Annotated in this window: 18 protein-coding genes and 1 pseudogene; 9 read left to right on the plus strand and 10 right to left on the minus strand. The window is 58.6% G+C overall.

All coding sequences use genetic code 11. The features are described from left to right. The first annotated feature begins 21 nt into the window (after positions 1 to 21). From OKW45_RS28250 to OKW45_RS28280, 7 genes and pseudogenes are all read left to right on the plus strand, one after another. Positions 22 to 567: a cupin domain-containing protein gene (locus OKW45_RS28250; protein ID WP_429472404.1), complete on the plus strand. Its 546-nt coding sequence runs from the start codon at positions 22 to 24 to the stop codon at positions 565 to 567. Positions 568 to 593: 26 nt separating this feature from the next. Beyond that, the gene (locus tag OKW45_RS28255) at positions 594 to 1,091 is read left to right on the plus strand and encodes a bacteriohemerythrin (RefSeq protein WP_113061893.1); all 498 of its coding nucleotides are present in this window, start codon (positions 594 to 596) and stop codon (positions 1,089 to 1,091) included. Between the two features lie 20 nt (positions 1,092 to 1,111). Continuing rightward, positions 1,112 to 1,855 carry an SDR family NAD(P)-dependent oxidoreductase gene (locus tag OKW45_RS28260; protein WP_429472405.1) on the plus strand — a complete coding sequence of 248 codons (744 nt, stop codon included), beginning with the start codon at positions 1,112 to 1,114 and terminating at the stop codon, positions 1,853 to 1,855. Positions 1,856 to 1,895: 40 nt separating this feature from the next. Then, entirely contained in the window at positions 1,896 to 2,261 is a 366-nt protein-coding gene (locus OKW45_RS28265; RefSeq protein WP_429472407.1) for a BON domain-containing protein, read from the plus strand. A gap of 81 nt (positions 2,262 to 2,342) precedes the next feature. Next, a pseudogene (locus tag OKW45_RS28270) lies at positions 2,343 to 2,997 on the plus strand (methyl-accepting chemotaxis protein); the annotation flags it as partial. Between the two features lie 139 nt (positions 2,998 to 3,136). After that, the gene (locus OKW45_RS28275) at positions 3,137 to 4,495 is read left to right on the plus strand and encodes a purine-cytosine permease family protein (protein WP_429472408.1); all 1,359 of its coding nucleotides are present in this window, start codon (positions 3,137 to 3,139) and stop codon (positions 4,493 to 4,495) included. Between the two features lie 120 nt (positions 4,496 to 4,615). Next, complete coding sequence (locus OKW45_RS28280; RefSeq protein WP_429472410.1) at positions 4,616 to 5,929, plus strand: Rieske 2Fe-2S domain-containing protein; 1,314 nt, start codon at positions 4,616 to 4,618, stop codon at positions 5,927 to 5,929. A 72-nt stretch (positions 5,930 to 6,001) separates the two neighbouring features. Here OKW45_RS28280 and OKW45_RS28285 read toward each other — a convergent pair whose 3' ends face one another. The 8 genes from OKW45_RS28285 to OKW45_RS28320 form a co-directional block, all read right to left on the minus strand. After that, positions 6,002 to 6,589, minus strand: coding sequence for a winged helix DNA-binding protein (locus OKW45_RS28285; protein WP_429472412.1), 588 nt, complete (start codon positions 6,587 to 6,589; stop codon positions 6,002 to 6,004). A 277-nt stretch (positions 6,590 to 6,866) separates the two neighbouring features. After that, entirely contained in the window at positions 6,867 to 7,196 is a 330-nt protein-coding gene (locus OKW45_RS28290; RefSeq protein ID WP_429472414.1) for a VOC family protein, read from the minus strand. A 127-nt stretch (positions 7,197 to 7,323) separates the two neighbouring features. Next, complete coding sequence (locus OKW45_RS28295; protein WP_187619027.1) at positions 7,324 to 7,833, minus strand: GNAT family N-acetyltransferase; 510 nt, start codon at positions 7,831 to 7,833, stop codon at positions 7,324 to 7,326. Positions 7,834 to 8,074: 241 nt separating this feature from the next. Further along, positions 8,075 to 8,584 (minus strand): GNAT family N-acetyltransferase, encoded by a 510-nt coding sequence (locus tag OKW45_RS28300; protein ID WP_429472416.1) that lies wholly within the window; start codon positions 8,582 to 8,584, stop codon positions 8,075 to 8,077. Between the two features lie 100 nt (positions 8,585 to 8,684). Then, positions 8,685 to 9,257 carry a GNAT family N-acetyltransferase gene (locus OKW45_RS28305; protein ID WP_429472418.1) on the minus strand — a complete coding sequence of 191 codons (573 nt, stop codon included), beginning with the start codon at positions 9,255 to 9,257 and terminating at the stop codon, positions 8,685 to 8,687. 101 nt (positions 9,258 to 9,358) lie between these two features. Continuing rightward, a complete protein-coding gene (locus OKW45_RS28310) occupies positions 9,359 to 9,769 on the minus strand; it encodes a nuclear transport factor 2 family protein (RefSeq protein ID WP_429472420.1) in 411 nt (136 codons plus the stop codon). 231 nt (positions 9,770 to 10,000) lie between these two features. Next, positions 10,001 to 10,462: a hypothetical protein gene (locus OKW45_RS28315; RefSeq protein ID WP_429472422.1), complete on the minus strand. Its 462-nt coding sequence runs from the start codon at positions 10,460 to 10,462 to the stop codon at positions 10,001 to 10,003. A 270-nt stretch (positions 10,463 to 10,732) separates the two neighbouring features. Next, a complete protein-coding gene (locus OKW45_RS28320; RefSeq protein WP_429472423.1) occupies positions 10,733 to 11,182 on the minus strand; it encodes an NUDIX domain-containing protein in 450 nt (149 codons plus the stop codon). Positions 11,183 to 11,352: 170 nt separating this feature from the next. On the opposite strand from OKW45_RS28320, the gene OKW45_RS28325 reads away from it, so the two are divergent. Then, positions 11,353 to 12,513, plus strand: coding sequence for an IS30 family transposase (locus tag OKW45_RS28325; protein ID WP_429472425.1), 1,161 nt, complete (start codon positions 11,353 to 11,355; stop codon positions 12,511 to 12,513). Positions 12,514 to 12,620: 107 nt separating this feature from the next. Here the strand turns inward: OKW45_RS28325 and lpxA are convergent, their stop codons facing one another. Both lpxA and OKW45_RS28335 read right to left on the minus strand, forming a co-directional pair. Next, positions 12,621 to 13,406, minus strand: coding sequence for an acyl-ACP--UDP-N-acetylglucosamine O-acyltransferase (gene lpxA / locus OKW45_RS28330; RefSeq protein WP_429473378.1), 786 nt, complete (start codon positions 13,404 to 13,406; stop codon positions 12,621 to 12,623). A gap of 494 nt (positions 13,407 to 13,900) precedes the next feature. Next, positions 13,901 to 14,806, minus strand: a complete 906-nt coding sequence (locus tag OKW45_RS28335) for a LysR substrate-binding domain-containing protein (protein ID WP_429472426.1) — start codon at positions 14,804 to 14,806, stop codon at positions 13,901 to 13,903. Positions 14,807 to 14,948: 142 nt separating this feature from the next. Here OKW45_RS28335 and OKW45_RS28340 point away from each other — a divergent pair, with 142 nt between their 5' ends. Beyond that, positions 14,949 to 15,791, plus strand: coding sequence for a class II aldolase/adducin family protein (locus OKW45_RS28340; protein ID WP_429472428.1), 843 nt, complete (start codon positions 14,949 to 14,951; stop codon positions 15,789 to 15,791). The last annotated feature ends 57 nt before the right edge of the window (positions 15,792 to 15,848 follow it).

Raw genomic sequence — 15,848 nt, forward strand, 5'->3', positions numbered from 1 at the left:
CGAATTGAACAGGAGAACATCATGGTAAGACGCGTCGTGACAGGCGAGAAAGACGGCAAGTCAGTCATCGTCTCCGATGGCCCCGTCGCCAATACGCACGACTACGCAGCCGTGCCCGGCTTCCAGACTACGCTGGCATGGGCGACGCTGCAGGACGTGGCGCCCCTGCCGCACGACGGCAAGGACCCGGTGGTCGGCATTCAGTCGGTCGTGCCCGATCCGCATGGCACGCGCCTGCTCGTCGTGCAGTTCCCGCCCGAGAGCTCGCTCGATTCCGGCGACTTCGACCCGGTTGCGGCTGGCGCGGAATACGAAGCCCATCTGCCAGGCCTCGCCCAGGCGTTCGAACCCGATGGCTCAGGCATGCACCGCACCACGTCGGTCGACTACGACATCATCGTTTCCGGCGAACTGTGGCTCGAACTCGATGACGGCGAGATCCGCCATTTGCAGGCGGGCGACATCGTGATCCAGAACGGCACGCGCCACGCGTGGCGTAACCGCGGCACGGTGCCGGCGGTGATGGTGGCGGTATTGATCGGCGCCGAGACGCAGGCAGCGCGGTAACGGCAAACGAAGTGAGAGAGCAAACGATGAGTCAGCAAGCAGAACATCCCCACGACGGGCCGCCCAGGGCACCACGCGCCGAAACGCTGGAATGGAGCGACGCGATGTTGCTCGGTCACGCGCCGATCGACGCCGCGCACGAAGAGTTTGTCGAAGTGGTGACGGCGCTCGCCGGTTGTACGCAGCATACGGCGCTGGCCTGCTTGCAGGCGGTGGAGGCGCATCTGCTGTCCCACTTCGCAGTCGAGCAGGAATGGATGGAAAAGACTGATTTTCCCGCCGCCGAATGCCATCTCGACGAGCACCAACGGGTGATGGAGGCCGTGCAAAAGGTGAATGCACTCGCAGCCATTGGCCAGGTCGGCCTGCAGGACGTCAAGCGTCTCGCACAGGCATTGGCCGACTGGTTTCCAGGTCACGCCGACTATATGGATTCGGCATTGTCGGCGTGGATCAACAAGAAGATGCATGGCGGCGCACCCGTCGTGTTGCGACGCGATCTGCAGGTGGCCGAAGTGGCCTGAACGAAGTAACGGAGCTAAACATGATCATGAAGGACAAGGTGGGACTCGTAACGGGCGGCGGCTCGGGCATGGGGCGCGCGGCGGCGCTGGCGCTGGCGCGCGAGGGCGCGATCGTCGTGCTCGCTGGGCGTGGTGAAGAAAAGCTTGCGGCAGTGAGCGACGAAATCCAGCGAGCCGGCGGGCGCGCGGAAATCCGCTCGGCCGACGTTTCGCGTCGCGAGGACAACGAGGCGCTCGTCGCATTCGTCGAGTCGCGCTTCGGCAGGCTCGACTTCGCATTCAACAACGCGGGCGGCCACGCAGACTTCAAGCCCATCGACCAGACTCCAGTCGAAGAGTCGGAATGGGTGATCGATCTGAACTTCAAGGGCGTCTATTACGGCGTCAAGTATCAGGTTGAAGCGATGCTGCGCGCGCGCGGCGGGGCGATCGTCAACAACGCGTCCATCTTCGGCTTGCGCGGCATGAATGGCATCGCTCACTACGTTGCAAGCAAGCACGCAGTAGTCGGCCTCACGCGCGCAGTCGCGAAGGAATATGCCGGTAGCGGTATCCGCATTAACGCCGTGTGTCCGGGCGCAACCGAGACGCCGAACTACATGCGCTCGACCAACGGCGATGTGCACCTGCTCGACGACATGATTCCGATGCGCCGCATCGGCCAGCCTCATGAAGTCGCCGACGCGGTGCTCTGGCTGCTCTCCGACAAGGCGGCCTACGTGACGGGCACCAGCCTGTCCGTCGACGGCGGCATGACAACCTGAACGACAGTTTCAGGCTCACGGGACACAAGGAGAAAGAACGATGAAATCGAATCGTGCAGCACGGTATATCGGCGGCGCGCTCCTCGCGCTGGTTGTCTTCGGTGCGAATGCCAAGGGAGCAAGTGCAACCGCTTCGACGCCGGCTGCAAGCGCGGCTTCGGGCGAGAGCAAAAGCGCGGCGCGCGCAGCGAACCGGGAACTGCAGAAGAAAGTGCGCCGCGCGCTGGCTCACACCAAGGGCCTCAACGCGTCGGGCATTGCAGTACGCGCGCACGACGGCACGCTCACTTTGCAGGGGTGGGTGCCGGAGCAGTCGCAAATCCGGCTTGCATTGCGCACGGCGCAAGGTGTGCCCGGTGTCGTGTCGGTGAACAACCAGTTGACCATACGGCCAGTGGGACAGTGAGACATCGTCCCGGCGCGGGCGTTCAGGCGTTGAACGGTCACGCCCGGGACGACGAATCAATGTGGAATCAGGCAAAAGAAATCGAACAAGATCGCCGGCGGCAATCTCGAGTTGTCGGCGCGCACGGAGTCGCAGGCGGCGTCGCTAGAAGAGACCGCTTCATCGATGGAGCAACTGAGTTGGACGGTCAAGCTCTGAACGCCGAAAACGCCCGCGAGGCAGACCAGTTGGCCCGTTCGGCCTGCGAAGTGGCCGTTCGCGGCGGCGCTGCGGTCGGGCGCGTGGTCGAGACAATGGCGTGGATCGACGAGTCGTCGAGGCGGCGCGCGCAGATGATCAGGGGCGTGGGTTCTCGATAGTGGCCTCCGAAGTGCGCAGTCTGGCGACGCGTTCGGCCGAAGCCGCGAAGGACATCAACGTCCTGATCGACGACTCCGTGTCGAAGGTCGGTGCGGGCAGCCGGCTCGTCCACGAGGCGGGAGCGACGACGACCGAGGTGGTCGAAAGCATCCGTTGCGTCGCCTCCATCGTGGGCGAGATCTCGGCGGCGAGCCAGGAGCAGTCGGCGGGCATTGCCCAGATCAATCGCGCGGTAATGCAGATGGATGACGCGGTGCAACCGAGTTCTGCGATGGTGGAAGAAGCCGCGGCCGCCGCAAACGCGCTGCATGACGAGGCAGGTCAACTGACCCGTGTCGCGTCGGCGTTCAGCCTGGAGGCGCAGTCAGCGGTTTGAGTGAGTGCCGGTCGGCTCCGGAGAAATGCCCCTCGGCCACGAAGGGCGAATGAGTAGTGGAAGCAGTCTCTTGATTTTACGTTGGCATCGCTAATTAAACATTTTGATACGCCGAATGGCGCTACGTTTGGAGAGAGTCATGTCTAGCTCGATTGAATTGGCGCAGGAAGACGAAGTCGATGTCTCAACCGTCCGGGTGCCGGACAGCTCGCGCATGCCGAAGTTCGCACTCACGATGGCCTGGTGGGGGTTGTGCAGTGCGATGGTGTATCTGATCATCGGCGCAACGCTGGCGCTTTACTACGGCACGACCAACGCGCTGATCGGAATGCTGATGTCGGTGATCGTCTATTCCGCCGTGAACTATGTACTGACGAACCATGCAATCCGCACGGGCCTTTCCGTGTCGCTTTTCTCCCGTGTGCTGTTCGGCAGCGCAGGCGCTGCGCTGGCCACGCTGATATTCGCGGCAACCGTCATCTACTACGCCGTCTTTGAGAGCTCGGTCATCGCGGTGGCCTTGAACAGTCTCTTTCCGTCTGTTTCCTATCCATTGGCGTGCCTGATCGTGGTCGCCTATAGCGTGCCTCTGGTCTTCGGCAGCGTGCAGAACTGGCTCGACAAGCTCAACGGTGTGCTCCTGCCTTTTTACGCGGCCGGTCTGATCGCAGCAGTGGTCGTAGCGACGACAACGCGTGGCTATAGCCCGGCGTGGATGCAGTTCGGCGAGTCGTCGAAAGGACCCGCTGTGTCGAACGGCTGGTGGGACTGCTTCGTCTATTACATGGGCGTCTGGCTCTTCATGCTCGCCGCATTCGACTTCGCCCGCTTCGGCAAAAAACAGCATGCCCGCTACCACAGCCTGATCAACTTCGGCATGCCGTTCTGGATTGTCACCTTCATGGTGAACGGCATCGTTGGGATTTATCTCGTCAGTACGATCTCCGGGCAAGGTGCACTTTCCGAGGTGTCGGTCGTGCTCGCGCTGCTCAAGCTGATGGGGCTCTGGGGACTCGCGTTTCTCGTCGTCACGCAGACGCGCATCAACACCGCAAACTACTATCTCGCGACGATCAACACGCAGGCGCTGTTCGAAGCGGGGCTCGGCCTGAAGCTGCCGAAATTCGTCTGGACGATCGCCGTCGGCGCGATCGTGTACGCGCTGATGCTGTCCGGCATCTTCTCGAAGCTGCTGCTCGCGCTCGCGTATCAAGGGGTGTTCGTCGTCGCGTGGGTGGCGGTGGCGCTTGCTCATATCCTCTCGCACAAGTCGGAGCGGACTTCCGACGACACAGTTGAAGCGTCCCTGCGCGACGTGCCGACCTTCAACGCGGGCGGACTGATCGCGTGGTTTGTTGGGGTCGCGGCTGGCATTGGCGTGATGAGCGGACCGGAATCGATCCACTCCTTTTCCGCGCCGGCGACGTTTGTGATTTCGGTCGCGGCGTACCTGATGGTGTCGACCTATACGAAGCGCTCCGTACCGATCGCGACGTAGTCACGCATTTGGCTTCAATAAGGGCCTGGAGTTCGCGCCCGGTTCATCCTGACCTGTCTGACCAACGGGGCTGCGCTCACAACAAGTCTGCGGCCCCCTATTTCATCAAGGAGCAAAGTAATGTCAGATCCGACGATCATCCGCCGCCGCACGGTGAGCGGCGGCAATGGTGGTACATCGAGTCAGTATCAGCCCTATCGGGACGCTGCATGGGGCTTCGTCAATCATTGGTATCCGGCGCTTTTCAGCCGCGAACTGGTGGAGGACCAGGTGGAAGGCGTGCAGATATGCGGGATTCCGATCGTATTGCGGCGCGCGAACGGCAAGGTTCATGCGCTCAAGGATCAATGTCTGCACCGTGGCGTTCGCCTTTCCGAAAAGCCGATGTGCTTCAACAAGAAGACGATCTCGTGCTGGTATCACGGCTTCACGTTCGACCTTGAAACGGGCAATCTTGCGACCATCATCGCGAACCCGGAAGACAAGCTAATTGGCACGGTCGGCATTACGAGCTATCCGGTGCACGAAGTAGCGGGGATGATCTTCGTGTTCGTGCGTGACGACGATTTTCCGCTTGCGGACGTTCCCCCGCTGGAACAGGACCTGCCGGTGCGCTTTCCGACGCACAGTGACCGCTACCCGCACCCACTGTGGCCGGCCGTGCCCAGTCTGCTCGACGAGAACGCGGTCGCGATGGGCATTCACCGGATCGGCTTTACGAACTGGCGCATTGCGTGCGAGAACGGCATCGACAACGCACATCTACTGCTGCACAAGGACAACAGCATCATTCACGCGATGGAATGGGTCCTGCCGCTTGGCCTGTTGCCGAACGGCGAAGACTGCGTGGAAGTCCTCGAGGACCCGGACGGGCCCAAGGGCATGCTGCAATGGCTCGGTACGGACAAATGGCAACCGGTGCTGGAAAACAAGGAGCTCGGGCTGAAAGTCGCCGGACTCGTAGGCCGGCCCTATCGGACTTCGATTGTGCTGCCGGGACTCGTGGCGGTCGAGAACTGGCCGGGCGAACATATGACCCAATTGGAGTGGTTCGTGCCGATTACCGACGATACACACGAGTACTGGGAGGTGATCGTACGTATTTGCAATACTCCGGAGGAACTGGAAGCGCACAAGTACCGCTATGAGCGTGTCTACGAGCCGCTGGCCCTGCACGGCTTCAACGACTGCGATATCTATGCGCGTGAGTCGATGGAGGACTTTTACGGCGATGGCACAGGCTGGGAGAACGAGAAGATGGTCGCAACGGACATTTCAGCCGTCACCTGGCGCAAGGTGGCGTCGCGATGGAATCGCGGCATCGCGAAACCGGGACGGGGCGTGCCGGGCGCACGAAAGGACAGCAGCCTGCGCTTCAAGCGCGCGGCGGACGGCAAGCGAATGACCTATAAGACGGAGCAGATCGAAGACTGATCTGCGCCTTGTGCCCCCTTCCCCGGACTTTGCACCGGGAAGGGAGGCTTTTCGTCGGGGGTCAGGTCTGGTTCAGGTTTCTTTCCGCCTTATCACGCTCGGCGCCGATCCGGTGGCTGGCGCGCTTTTTTCAGCCCGCGGGGCGATGGTGGCGGCGTCGCGAGCTGCCTCATCGTAGATCCCGGTAAGCAGAGACATGAAGCGCCCGTAGCGCTCGAACTTTTCCTCCGGGTCGTTGATTTCCCCAAGGCGCTGGACCAGTATTTCTTTTCGAACCTTGTAATACTCGTCCGTCAATCGAATCCCCAGATCGCTCGCAAAATACGAGTACGTCTTGCTGTTCGTGTCCTGTCGCTTCTCGATCAATCCAGCGGCTTCCAGCTTTCTCAGGCTGTACTGGATATTGGGAATATCGTCGCGATTCATCAATCGTCCGATCATGGCGCTCGTCTTGGGGCGGTCCTGCATACGGATGACGTGAAGGATTACGTGCTCCTGATGTTTGAGATCGACGTTCGCTGTAATCGTAACGACGCCGGTTGCCAGAACGAAGCGGCTGAACGATTCGTAAAACCGAATCAGTGACCACTCGAACTCGGCGATCTTGAACTCGGTGTCCGATTTTGCTAGGTGCCACGACCGGTAGAACCTGGGATCCATTGCTTGACTCGCTCATTAAAAGTTGTCGATGGGGGAATGCGGCCCAATTGGTTGGGCCGCCGACGGATACCGGCATCACCAGAGAGTTCCGCGTGGGTAGCTAGCTACTTGCTGCGATGAGGCACGGACAATGGATTATCAATCGACAAAATATTGAACAACATTGGATGTCCACCAGTACTCGTGGGCGTGTGGAAACGCCATTTTTGCTGCTGAGCGCGAGATTGCCGGTCAGGTCGATCGAGTTTAATACGTCGAGCTTGTCAATCGAACATCGCTAGCACAAGAAAGCCCCTCGGGGAACCAACACAATGCTCTTCATGGCTTCATTGTTTAGCCCGTCGAGAGCGACTGTTGCCCCAAAAGCCTTGGCTCGATCCAGAAATATATGCAAGGCGGATACGTCAAATTCGAACACAGGAACGCATCCGCTCCCGACGAACTCATCGCCAAAATCATTTAGCAGCAACCCGAAGCGGACTTCACCGAGCGAGAATTCGGTCCACTTATCCGACCTGCGGTTCGGCGCGCGTTCCAACAGGTTTTCCCAGAAAGCAGAACTGCGTTCCATGTCCGACACTTTCAAATAGGTGGTTCTAATCCGCATTGAATGCTCCAAGAACGTTTTCGGAAAGACGCAACAGATAAAGAGGTTTCAAAAGTTTCACGTGAACAATTAATTGTCCACGATCTATGCACGAATATAGACTGACCGTTCGTGGCCGAGCATCGCCTCATGCGACTGGCATATCCCCAGCAATAGGCAGTTGCTTTCCCATCTCGAACGCACGAAGCTCGTAGCCAAGTTCCTGATACAAATCGACCGCCTGTTCATTAAACGCCCAAACGGTCAGCCTCATGTCGTTGGCACCGTTTTTTCGTGCCCACTCTTCAGCAAGTTTCATCAGCGTGCTCCCGACGCCGCGTCCCCGCAGTCGTTCCAAAACAGCGACTGAGCCAATGCGGCCAACGGTCAACGGTTGCAACAGTGGACTTGTCGGCTGCATCACTTGAACGGTGATAAAGCCGACCGCCGTGCTGCCATGCTCGGCGAGAAACATGGCTCGATCTTCTCCCTGAAGGCTAGATAGCCAGTGCGGCTTGTCTCGAGCGAACTCTTCAGTGGCGTTTGCATAGACGTCAGGACGTGCCTGATGGTGGATCGCGTTCAAGATTTGACCCAACTCGCAAATTTTCAAAATGTCGTCCACGGTTGCGCGGCGATAGCTTATCGAGTCGGTCATCTTCAGCTCTTGATGGTGGGGAAATAAAAAAAGGCGCCTTAAGCGCCTTGGTCGTTTGCACATGGAATTGACCGTGAGGTCGAATTCCTTGCTATGGACGTAACGACCCACGGCGCAGCGGATAGCGACCGTGATGATGGTGGTGAGCCTTGCTCGGGACGTTACGAAGTTCCATGCTGTCAATATTGGCACAAAAACAATTTCTGCGTGAGTACATTATTTTTTTGAGTGGCGGCTGTGTCTAACCGGGCATTTCGGCCAGCAACGCCCATCGCTCGTGGTCGCGCCATTCGCCATTTATGCGGAGATAGCGAGGAGAAAAACCTTCCTGTTTAAAACCCAACCGCCGCACAAGTGCGATCGACGCAATATTCCCTGGTTGAATATTTGCCTCCACCCGATGCAATCCAAGTTCGCTGAAAGCATAGATCACAGCTGCCCGTACCGCGTCCGTCATCAACCCTGCCCGGGCGAAGTTCGACATTCCGTAATACCCGAGATAGGCGCTGCGAAAAGCGCCCATTACTATTTCGTTAATGTTCACCACACCGACAATTTGAATCGATGCCACTTCACGCGCAATGAGGCCGACGTTCGACCCGGTGAGACCACCTGAAAACCAGTTATCGAAGCCCGTTTGATCGGTAAAGGATGTGACCCAAGGCAGGTGATAGTCCTGACTTGCTGAGTTTGCGGCGATCAAATCGGCGGCGTCGGCACGGATCACTCGGCTTAGCTGAATGCCACTCATGATGCTCCATCGTATAGGCGTGTGCAGGGCTTGAATTGTCGCCGATCCAACAGAGATGGATCAATCTCCGGAGTTGGCCGAACAGGGTCCGACAGGTTTCTCAGTCGTCTAGCTCAATGCGATAACGAAGAGTTTCCGCGAATCCATAGGCGGCGGTCTTTTTGAACCGGTCAATCAGGACACCACTGCATGCTGCGATCACCCGCTGTGAGGCTATATTTTCAGGATCAACCGTTAGTTCCACGTAGGGCAAGCCTTGCAGCCTCGCTTCGCCAAGCATCAAATTGAGCGCCTGCTTGGCGTAGCCGTTGCCTCGCTTCCACGGCACGACTGAGAAGCCGATATGTCCGAGCACATACGGCGGCAATTCGGCAGATCCAGCCTGCCAACGAAATCCGATCGCACCGCTAACATCGCCGTCCCAAATCCATCGGATGGTGCCTGGAAGACGGGCAACGGTCGAGCCATCGGGCAAAGGAATCGGGCCGCCTGATGCGGTCGGATCATCCAGCCCGTCGACGAATGCCTGTGCGTTCAACTCGATAGCATTCAACTGTTCGCGCGCAGCGACCTCCTTACGAACATTGTCAGGTGACCATCCCGCCTCAAGGGCCGAAACGTAGCTTGCCAGCAACGCAGTCGTAGGCCTCAAGAGTTCGATCTCAGTTGTCATTTTCTTCGCCTCAGGAGGAATGATTGACAACAGTTTAAGCGGCGGCGTCGAGTGTCTCAAAGTGGCCGGTCCGTGCCGGTGATCTAGCCACGAGACACGAGTCAATATGGGCTCTCCTCGTCGATGAGCTCAACAAGATGCGCTCTATTGACGGGCGCAGCATAAGGCTCGGGCCAGTATTCGACAATCTTAGTTATCTTCCCGGCTTCGGCTGAGAAAAACGATATGGCTCGCGCCGTCAACGCACCGTCGGTAACGGTCACATCGGATACTGCTTCATGACCGGTGTTGGCGACGACTCGGTTCACCGTAAAGCGCCAGGGCCCTTCTGCCGGATACTCCGAGTTCATTTGCGCAAACCGCGCCGCGCCTCTGATGCGTTCGTTCGACTGGGGCCATTCGAGGATGAATTGCTCACTTAGCACCGACTCGACTGACGCAAAGTCGTTTGAGCTCATGAGTGTCCAAAATTCGTGGACGAGCGTCGAGATATCAGTAACAGTTGCTGTCATAGCTCTTCCGCGTCAATCTGAATTAAGAGAATTTCGAAGGCTGATTGAAAATCATCTAGCGGACCTCCTGCCGCCGAACCCGGTCCGATAGCTGAATTGAGAACCGCTTGCCGGCCCGCAGCGGATGATCGTCGCAAGTCGGCCCCACAAGATACAGTCACTGCTCCCCGAAGCGGTCACTCGGAATCATCGTCTTCGTGTTCGTGAATTTTACCGAGCCGACGCTTCCGCTCATGGGATTTGGGACGTCAAGCCGCAAATGGTCGTATCGTCGTGTCTCAACGTCATGCCAGGTTCGAGTTTCAGCGAAGGTGCCGTTGAGACATTTGTCGTCAACTGGATGCGGTCGTCCAGCGAGCCCCACGTGTATTGCACTTCCTTCAGCGCGATATCTGTGAACGAGCGTATCGTCTGGTCACGGGCTGATATCGCTGGAGTTCCGTGCAACTTCATAAGCTCGGATAACGTATTGATGAAGTTCGCGGGAGTAAACGATTCAATTTTTGTGACTGCAGCGAGACGGCCATCGCAGAAGTTGAGATGAAAAATTTCATATGCTCCGGTGTTTGATTGATATCGATTGATCACCGTGAAACCTTCCAACTGCTGCATCGTCTCGCCCCGTGCGCTCGCGCTACGTTCGATCGTGGATTTGTTCTCGCCGCTGACGAAGTCCCATGCATCAAATGCCATGCTCCTTGTCGCGACGATCAACGAGATAATCGGCACCAAAAATAGGACTCTCATGTCGTGTGGTCTACAGATACCGCTGTTGTTTTTGGGATCAGTTTGCGTTGCCTTCAACCTGTGCGACTTTTATCAGGCCAAGCGACTGAGGCAGACGGGTCATTAGTACACTTCTGTCGAGATTCATGCCGGTTGTCGACGATTCGTGCGAGCCTGTCCAAAGACCGTTGTTGGCCGGCCGCTGCCGATCACGCGTAGCTGGCTTGTCATCAGCTTTTAGAACTTGCGGAACAAATCGTCGATCGAATACGGTAATGCCAGTTCGGGCATTTCGTGCCTTTTGAAATACCGGGTGGACTTGGTTTCGGTGTCGGTAGGAATTCCGGAACCGCCAGTGATCTTGCACTGAAACAACGTCGCAACGTATTCAACCTGATCGCCATTGGGATACGTGTACCGGAATGCTCGGCCGCCGAAGACGCCAAGAATGCCATGAATGCGGATGGCGTATCCAGTCTCTTCCATCATCTCCCGGGCAATTGCTTCTTGGGGGCTTTCACCCAGTTCGATTCCCCCAGCTGGCAAACTCCAAGCCTCATCCGAAGATTTCTCTTGCAAGAGAAGTCTGCCCTCGTGATCGTGAATCACCGCCCCAACCGACGGGCTCAGTATCAAACCATTCCCGACCTTCTGTCTTAACCAACCGATGTAGCTCTCGTCATTCAAACTGCCACCCGCATAGGAAAGTCGAACCGTTGAGATAGAAAACCGAACCTCGACATCGGAGGCGATTGTCGCGGATCTGAACGGCCTTGTCGAACGGCCGAAAGTGGCCGGCGGATTCAACCGGTGGATGCAACACACTGAAGACTGCGCAAGCAGTGGGAGTGTTGCAGATGAAACAGCGACGCCGGATTTACTACAGCGAGAAGCAGAAAGCGCTGATGTGGGAACGTTGGCGGAAGGGAGAGTCTCTCCAGAAGATCGCCCAGCTTTTTGACCGGAACCACTCGTCTGTACAGGGGATTCTGGCTGAGACAGGTGGAATCCAGCCACCACAAAGGCATCGATCGGGATTGGCATTGACGCTGGAGGAGCGCGAAGAGATCTCACGGGCACTTGCGGCCGACGATTCGATCCAGTCAATCGCCATGCGACTTTCGCGAGCTCCCTCCACCATCTGTCGTGAGATCAAACGTAACAGCGGCCCGGACGGCTATCGGGCAAGCCACGCCGATCAGCTCGCGTGGGATCGCGCGCAGCGACCCAAAGCCTGTAAACTGGTTGAGCACCGGATGTTGGCGCACATCGTGGCAGCCAAGCTACAACTGCAGTGGTCACCGCAGCAGATCGCCGGATGGCTCAGACGCGCGTACCCAGACAACGAGGACTACCACGTGTCCCACGAGACAATCTATCGTTCTCTCTTCATACAGGCCCGTGGGGCCCTGAAGAAGGAGTTGCTGGAGCACCTGCGGCGCACCCGGGCCATGCGCCGTTCGCGCCATCACACGCTAAAGACGGAGGATCACGGCAGGATTCGCGACACCGTATCGATCAGCGAACGCCCGGCTAGCGTTGAAGACCGCGCGGTACTGGGCCACTGGGAAGGTGATCTGCTGTGCGGTAGCGGCAGCAGCCAGATTGCGACGCTCGTCGAGCGCCAGACACGCTATGTCATGCTGGTGAAGATCGCCAGCAAGGACAGCGAAACGGTCATCAATGCGCTCATCAAACATGCCAGCAAGTTACCGCAGGAACTCTACAAGTCGCTCACCTGGGATCGGGGGACGGAGATGGCCGGGCACAAGCGCTTCACCGTCGCCACCGACATTGCCGTCTACTTCTGCGACCCGCAACATCCCTGGCAGCGTGGGTCGAATGAGAACACGAATGGACTATTGAGGCAGTACTTCCCGAAAGGTACCGATCTGTCAGTGTATTCGCAGGCCAAACTCAACGCCGTGGCAAGACGACTGAACGAGCGTCCAAGAAAGACACTGGACTACGAGACGCCCGCCGAACGATTCCAGCAAACTATTGCATCCACCGGTTGAATCCGCCGCCCGACTGCCGTCGCATGCAAAACAGGTAACGTGACCCGTCAACCCGTCGATTGTTCCAGAATCAGCCGTTGAGGCGGTGCGGATAGCCCGACCCGTCCTCACCGAATCAAACCGCGAGTCGAGCGATCAAGGAATTCGTAAAAAGGCTTAACCTCGGCATGGGCTGTTGCAATCTCAGCGATCTCCGGCTTTGCTTCGTCAAGCGTCTTCCCGCTCCTGTAGAGCAGCTTGTAGGCATTTCGGATGGCTTGTATCGCCTCCTTGCTGAAGCCACGGCGCTGTAGCCCGGTGGTGTTCACTCCGACTGGTGAGGCGTGGTTGCCTTGGGCAATTACAAACGGCGGCACATCTTGCGCGACACCAGAACAGCCTCCCACCATAACGTGCGCGCCGATGACGCAGAATTGATGGACTGCGCACATACCGCCGATGATCACGTGATCATCCACGATAACGTGACCGCCTAGCGTTGCATTGTTTGCCAGAATGCAATGGTCGCCAACGATGCAATCGTGGGCAACGTGAGCGTTGACCATCAGAAGGTTGTCGTTTCCAACCTTGGTGATACCGCCTCCTTGGACCGTGCCGCGATGGATCGTGACACTCTCCCGGATTCTGTTGCGATCGCCCACTTCCACGACGGTCGGCTCTCCGGCGTACTTCAAATCCTGATTGTCTTCTCCGATCGTGGCGAAAGGGTAGATTGCGTTGTCTCGACCAATGCGCGTGTGCCCACTTACGACAACGTGCGACTTAAGTACGGTGCCCTCGCCAATCTCGACGTGACCGCCTATGCAGCAATAGGGACCAATGCGAACGCGAGCCCCGATGATGGCACCTTCTTCAACAACTGCACTCGGGTGGATGACAGCCGTTTCGTCAATCACAAACGTAGCCTCTCAGGAATGTCAGCATTGGACTTTAGCTTAAATAAAATGCCTGGGCAGCAAGCCGTGGTTCGCTTTCCGGGCTGGTTAAGTAAGTCTTCAATTTCGCTCGGCGCATAGCTTTCAATTTGCTATCGACAACTGAAGCCAGCAGAGATTGTTGACGATCGTGGCCCATGTCCCGACCGTCCGAAATTGGACGATCAGTGCCTCATGCGATTTGCATACGGAGCCAGCGCCCGCCGGCGAAGGCGGGTGGCTGTCCGCGCCCCGCACTTCCGACGTTCAAGCATCCCTCACTGGAACGGCTGCTCATTAATGGCAGAGGAGACGTACACGCAATCAGCTTTGGGCGGCCGGGCGGCTAGCCCATTTAGAATCCACGCAGTCTTCCACTGCGGCGGGCTACGAGGATCGCCGCGCGCATGTTCATCGAATATGCGATCGCGGACCTTTCTAAAGAAGCCGGAGAAGGAGACTCGATCTCAGCATTAAGCGATGCGCGCAGCATCGAGTCCAACCTCCTCGCACAACCAGTCGCAGAAGCACTTCACCTTCTCCGTGTTGCGCTCGTTCACGCGATACGACAGAAAATGCGTCTCGCGGGAGATCGGCTCGAAGACATCCGCGCCCAGCTCAACCAGTTCACCGCGCGACAACTCGCGCTCGGCGAGACGCGTGGTTTCGAGCGCGACGCCCATCCGATCGACAGCGGCGGAGATCGCGAGCGCCCCGCGATCGAACGAGGGCCGCGCCCGCGACGGGAACGGGAGTCCGTTGAGCGCGAACCAGTCGGACCACGTCACGCGGCTGAGCTGGGAATCGATCAGCGTCATTTCCCCGATCTGCTTCTCGATGGGAACGCCGCTTCGCACGAGCGCAGGCGAACACATCGGCACGATGCGTTCTGCGCCGAGCGCGCGTGTCACGATGCCCGCGCGCTCGTGTGCGACCGCGTATGAGATGGCGACATCGACTTCATGCACCCGGGTGAGGTCGATCGGCTCGGGACCGGACGACAGACGGATCGTCACGCCCGGATGCGCCTGCGTGAATTCAGGCAGGCGCGGACCGAGCCACTTGGCGGCGAAGCTCGGCGCGCTGTGCACCGCGAGCACTTGCGCATCGGGCGCGAGCGCGACCTCGCTGCATGCAGCCTCGATCACATCGAACACGCGTCCGAGGCTCTCATAAAGGCGCCGTCCTTCCGATGTCGCTTCCACCCGCCGATTGCGCCGATGAAACAGCGGCCGGCCGAAATATTCTTCGAGTTCCTTGACCTGATGACTGATCGCGGACTGCGTCAGATGCAGTTCCTCGGCCGCGAGCGTGAAGCTCTCCAGCCGCGCGGCCGCTTCGAAGGCGCGCAGCAGCACGAAATTGGGAATTCGTCTCATGTCTTTCACCGAAACATGAATGTGGTTCATCTTTGTATGAACAGCCGTCGTTTGTCAATGACGGCAGCGACCGCGACCATAGGACCCATCGAAGCAATCCGCTTCGACCGGTTCAAACCTCACTTAAAAAAGGAGTCGACCCATGGCAGCAGTGATGGAAACGCGGCCGCAGGCGCTGATCAAGGACGGCAAGGTTTCGATCTATCAGCCGGAGCAGGGAGGGCTCATCTTTCCGGAGCTTCCGTCATTTTCGAATCCCGCCGCGCAGCGGCAGCATGTGAAGGAACGGCTGGTCGGCGCCTGTCGCGCGTTCGCCCAGCAAGGGTTCGACTACGGGTTCGCCGGACATCTGACCGTGCGCGATCCCGAGAATCCCGGCCTTTACTGGACCAATCCGATGGCCATTCACTTCTCGCAAGTGAAGGTCTCGAACCTGATCTGCGCGGACCATCAGGGGCACGTCGTCGAGGGGCGCCATGCAATCAACCGCGCGGGCTTCGTGCTGCATGCGGCCGTGCACGAGATGCACCAGGACATCGTCGCGATGTGCCATGCGCATACGGTCTACGGCACCGCGTTCGCGTCGCTCGGCAGGCAACTCGAGCCGATCACGCAGGACGCCGCGGCGTTCTACGAGGATCACGTCGTGATCGGCGACGAGGCGGGGCAAGTAGCCGTCGAGGTGAAGGCGGGTCACAAGGTCGCGAACGCGTTCAAGGACGTGAAGGCCGCGATCCACCAGAATCACGGGCTTCTGACGGCAAGCCGGCACAGCATCGAATCGGCGGCGTTCTGGTTCATCGCGCTCGAACGGTGCTGCCAGCAGCAACTGCTGGTCGAGTCGACCGGCATCGCACCCAAGCTCGTCACGCCCGAACGCGCGCGCTACAGCCGCGAGCACGTCGGCAGCGACTACATCGGCTGGCTGCACTTTCAGGCGATCTGGGACGACCTCGTCGCCACGCAGCCGGACATGTTCGACTGATTCCGTAGAAGCAGTCCGAGCACGGCGACAACGCGAGACGAGCGCTAAAAAACGCAG

The sequence above is a fragment of the Paraburkholderia lebeckiae genome, assembly GCF_050436225.1.
GTDB classification, from domain to species: Bacteria; Pseudomonadota; Gammaproteobacteria; order Burkholderiales; family Burkholderiaceae; genus Paraburkholderia; species Paraburkholderia tuberum.

Excerpts from the sequence above, each read along its gene's own strand:
- OKW45_RS28260 (WP_429472405.1), top strand. The coding sequence starts at position 1,112 with ATGATCATGAAGGACAAGGTGGGACTCGTAACGGGCGGCGGCTCGGGC.
- OKW45_RS28315 (WP_429472422.1), bottom strand. The coding sequence starts at position 10,462 with ATGGCATTTGATGCATGGGACTTCGTCAGCGGCGAGAACAAATCCACG.
- OKW45_RS28265 (WP_429472407.1), top strand. The coding sequence starts at position 1,896 with ATGAAATCGAATCGTGCAGCACGGTATATCGGCGGCGCGCTCCTCGCG.
- OKW45_RS28285 (WP_429472412.1), bottom strand. The coding sequence starts at position 6,589 with ATGGATCCCAGGTTCTACCGGTCGTGGCACCTAGCAAAATCGGACACC.
- OKW45_RS28305 (WP_429472418.1), bottom strand. The coding sequence starts at position 9,257 with ATGACAACTGAGATCGAACTCTTGAGGCCTACGACTGCGTTGCTGGCA.
- OKW45_RS28340 (WP_429472428.1), top strand. The coding sequence starts at position 14,949 with ATGGCAGCAGTGATGGAAACGCGGCCGCAGGCGCTGATCAAGGACGGC.
- OKW45_RS28300 (WP_429472416.1), bottom strand. The coding sequence starts at position 8,584 with ATGAGTGGCATTCAGCTAAGCCGAGTGATCCGTGCCGACGCCGCCGAT.
- OKW45_RS28290 (WP_429472414.1), bottom strand. The coding sequence starts at position 7,196 with ATGCGGATTAGAACCACCTATTTGAAAGTGTCGGACATGGAACGCAGT.
- OKW45_RS28335 (WP_429472426.1), bottom strand. The coding sequence starts at position 14,806 with ATGAGACGAATTCCCAATTTCGTGCTGCTGCGCGCCTTCGAAGCGGCC.
- OKW45_RS28255 (WP_113061893.1), top strand. The coding sequence starts at position 594 with ATGAGTCAGCAAGCAGAACATCCCCACGACGGGCCGCCCAGGGCACCA.
- OKW45_RS28325 (WP_429472425.1), top strand. The coding sequence starts at position 11,353 with ATGAAACAGCGACGCCGGATTTACTACAGCGAGAAGCAGAAAGCGCTG.
- OKW45_RS28275 (WP_429472408.1), top strand. The coding sequence starts at position 3,137 with ATGTCTAGCTCGATTGAATTGGCGCAGGAAGACGAAGTCGATGTCTCA.
- OKW45_RS28295 (WP_187619027.1), bottom strand. The coding sequence starts at position 7,833 with ATGACCGACTCGATAAGCTATCGCCGCGCAACCGTGGACGACATTTTG.
- OKW45_RS28250 (WP_429472404.1), top strand. The coding sequence starts at position 22 with ATGGTAAGACGCGTCGTGACAGGCGAGAAAGACGGCAAGTCAGTCATC.
- OKW45_RS28310 (WP_429472420.1), bottom strand. The coding sequence starts at position 9,769 with ATGACAGCAACTGTTACTGATATCTCGACGCTCGTCCACGAATTTTGG.
- OKW45_RS28280 (WP_429472410.1), top strand. The coding sequence starts at position 4,616 with ATGTCAGATCCGACGATCATCCGCCGCCGCACGGTGAGCGGCGGCAAT.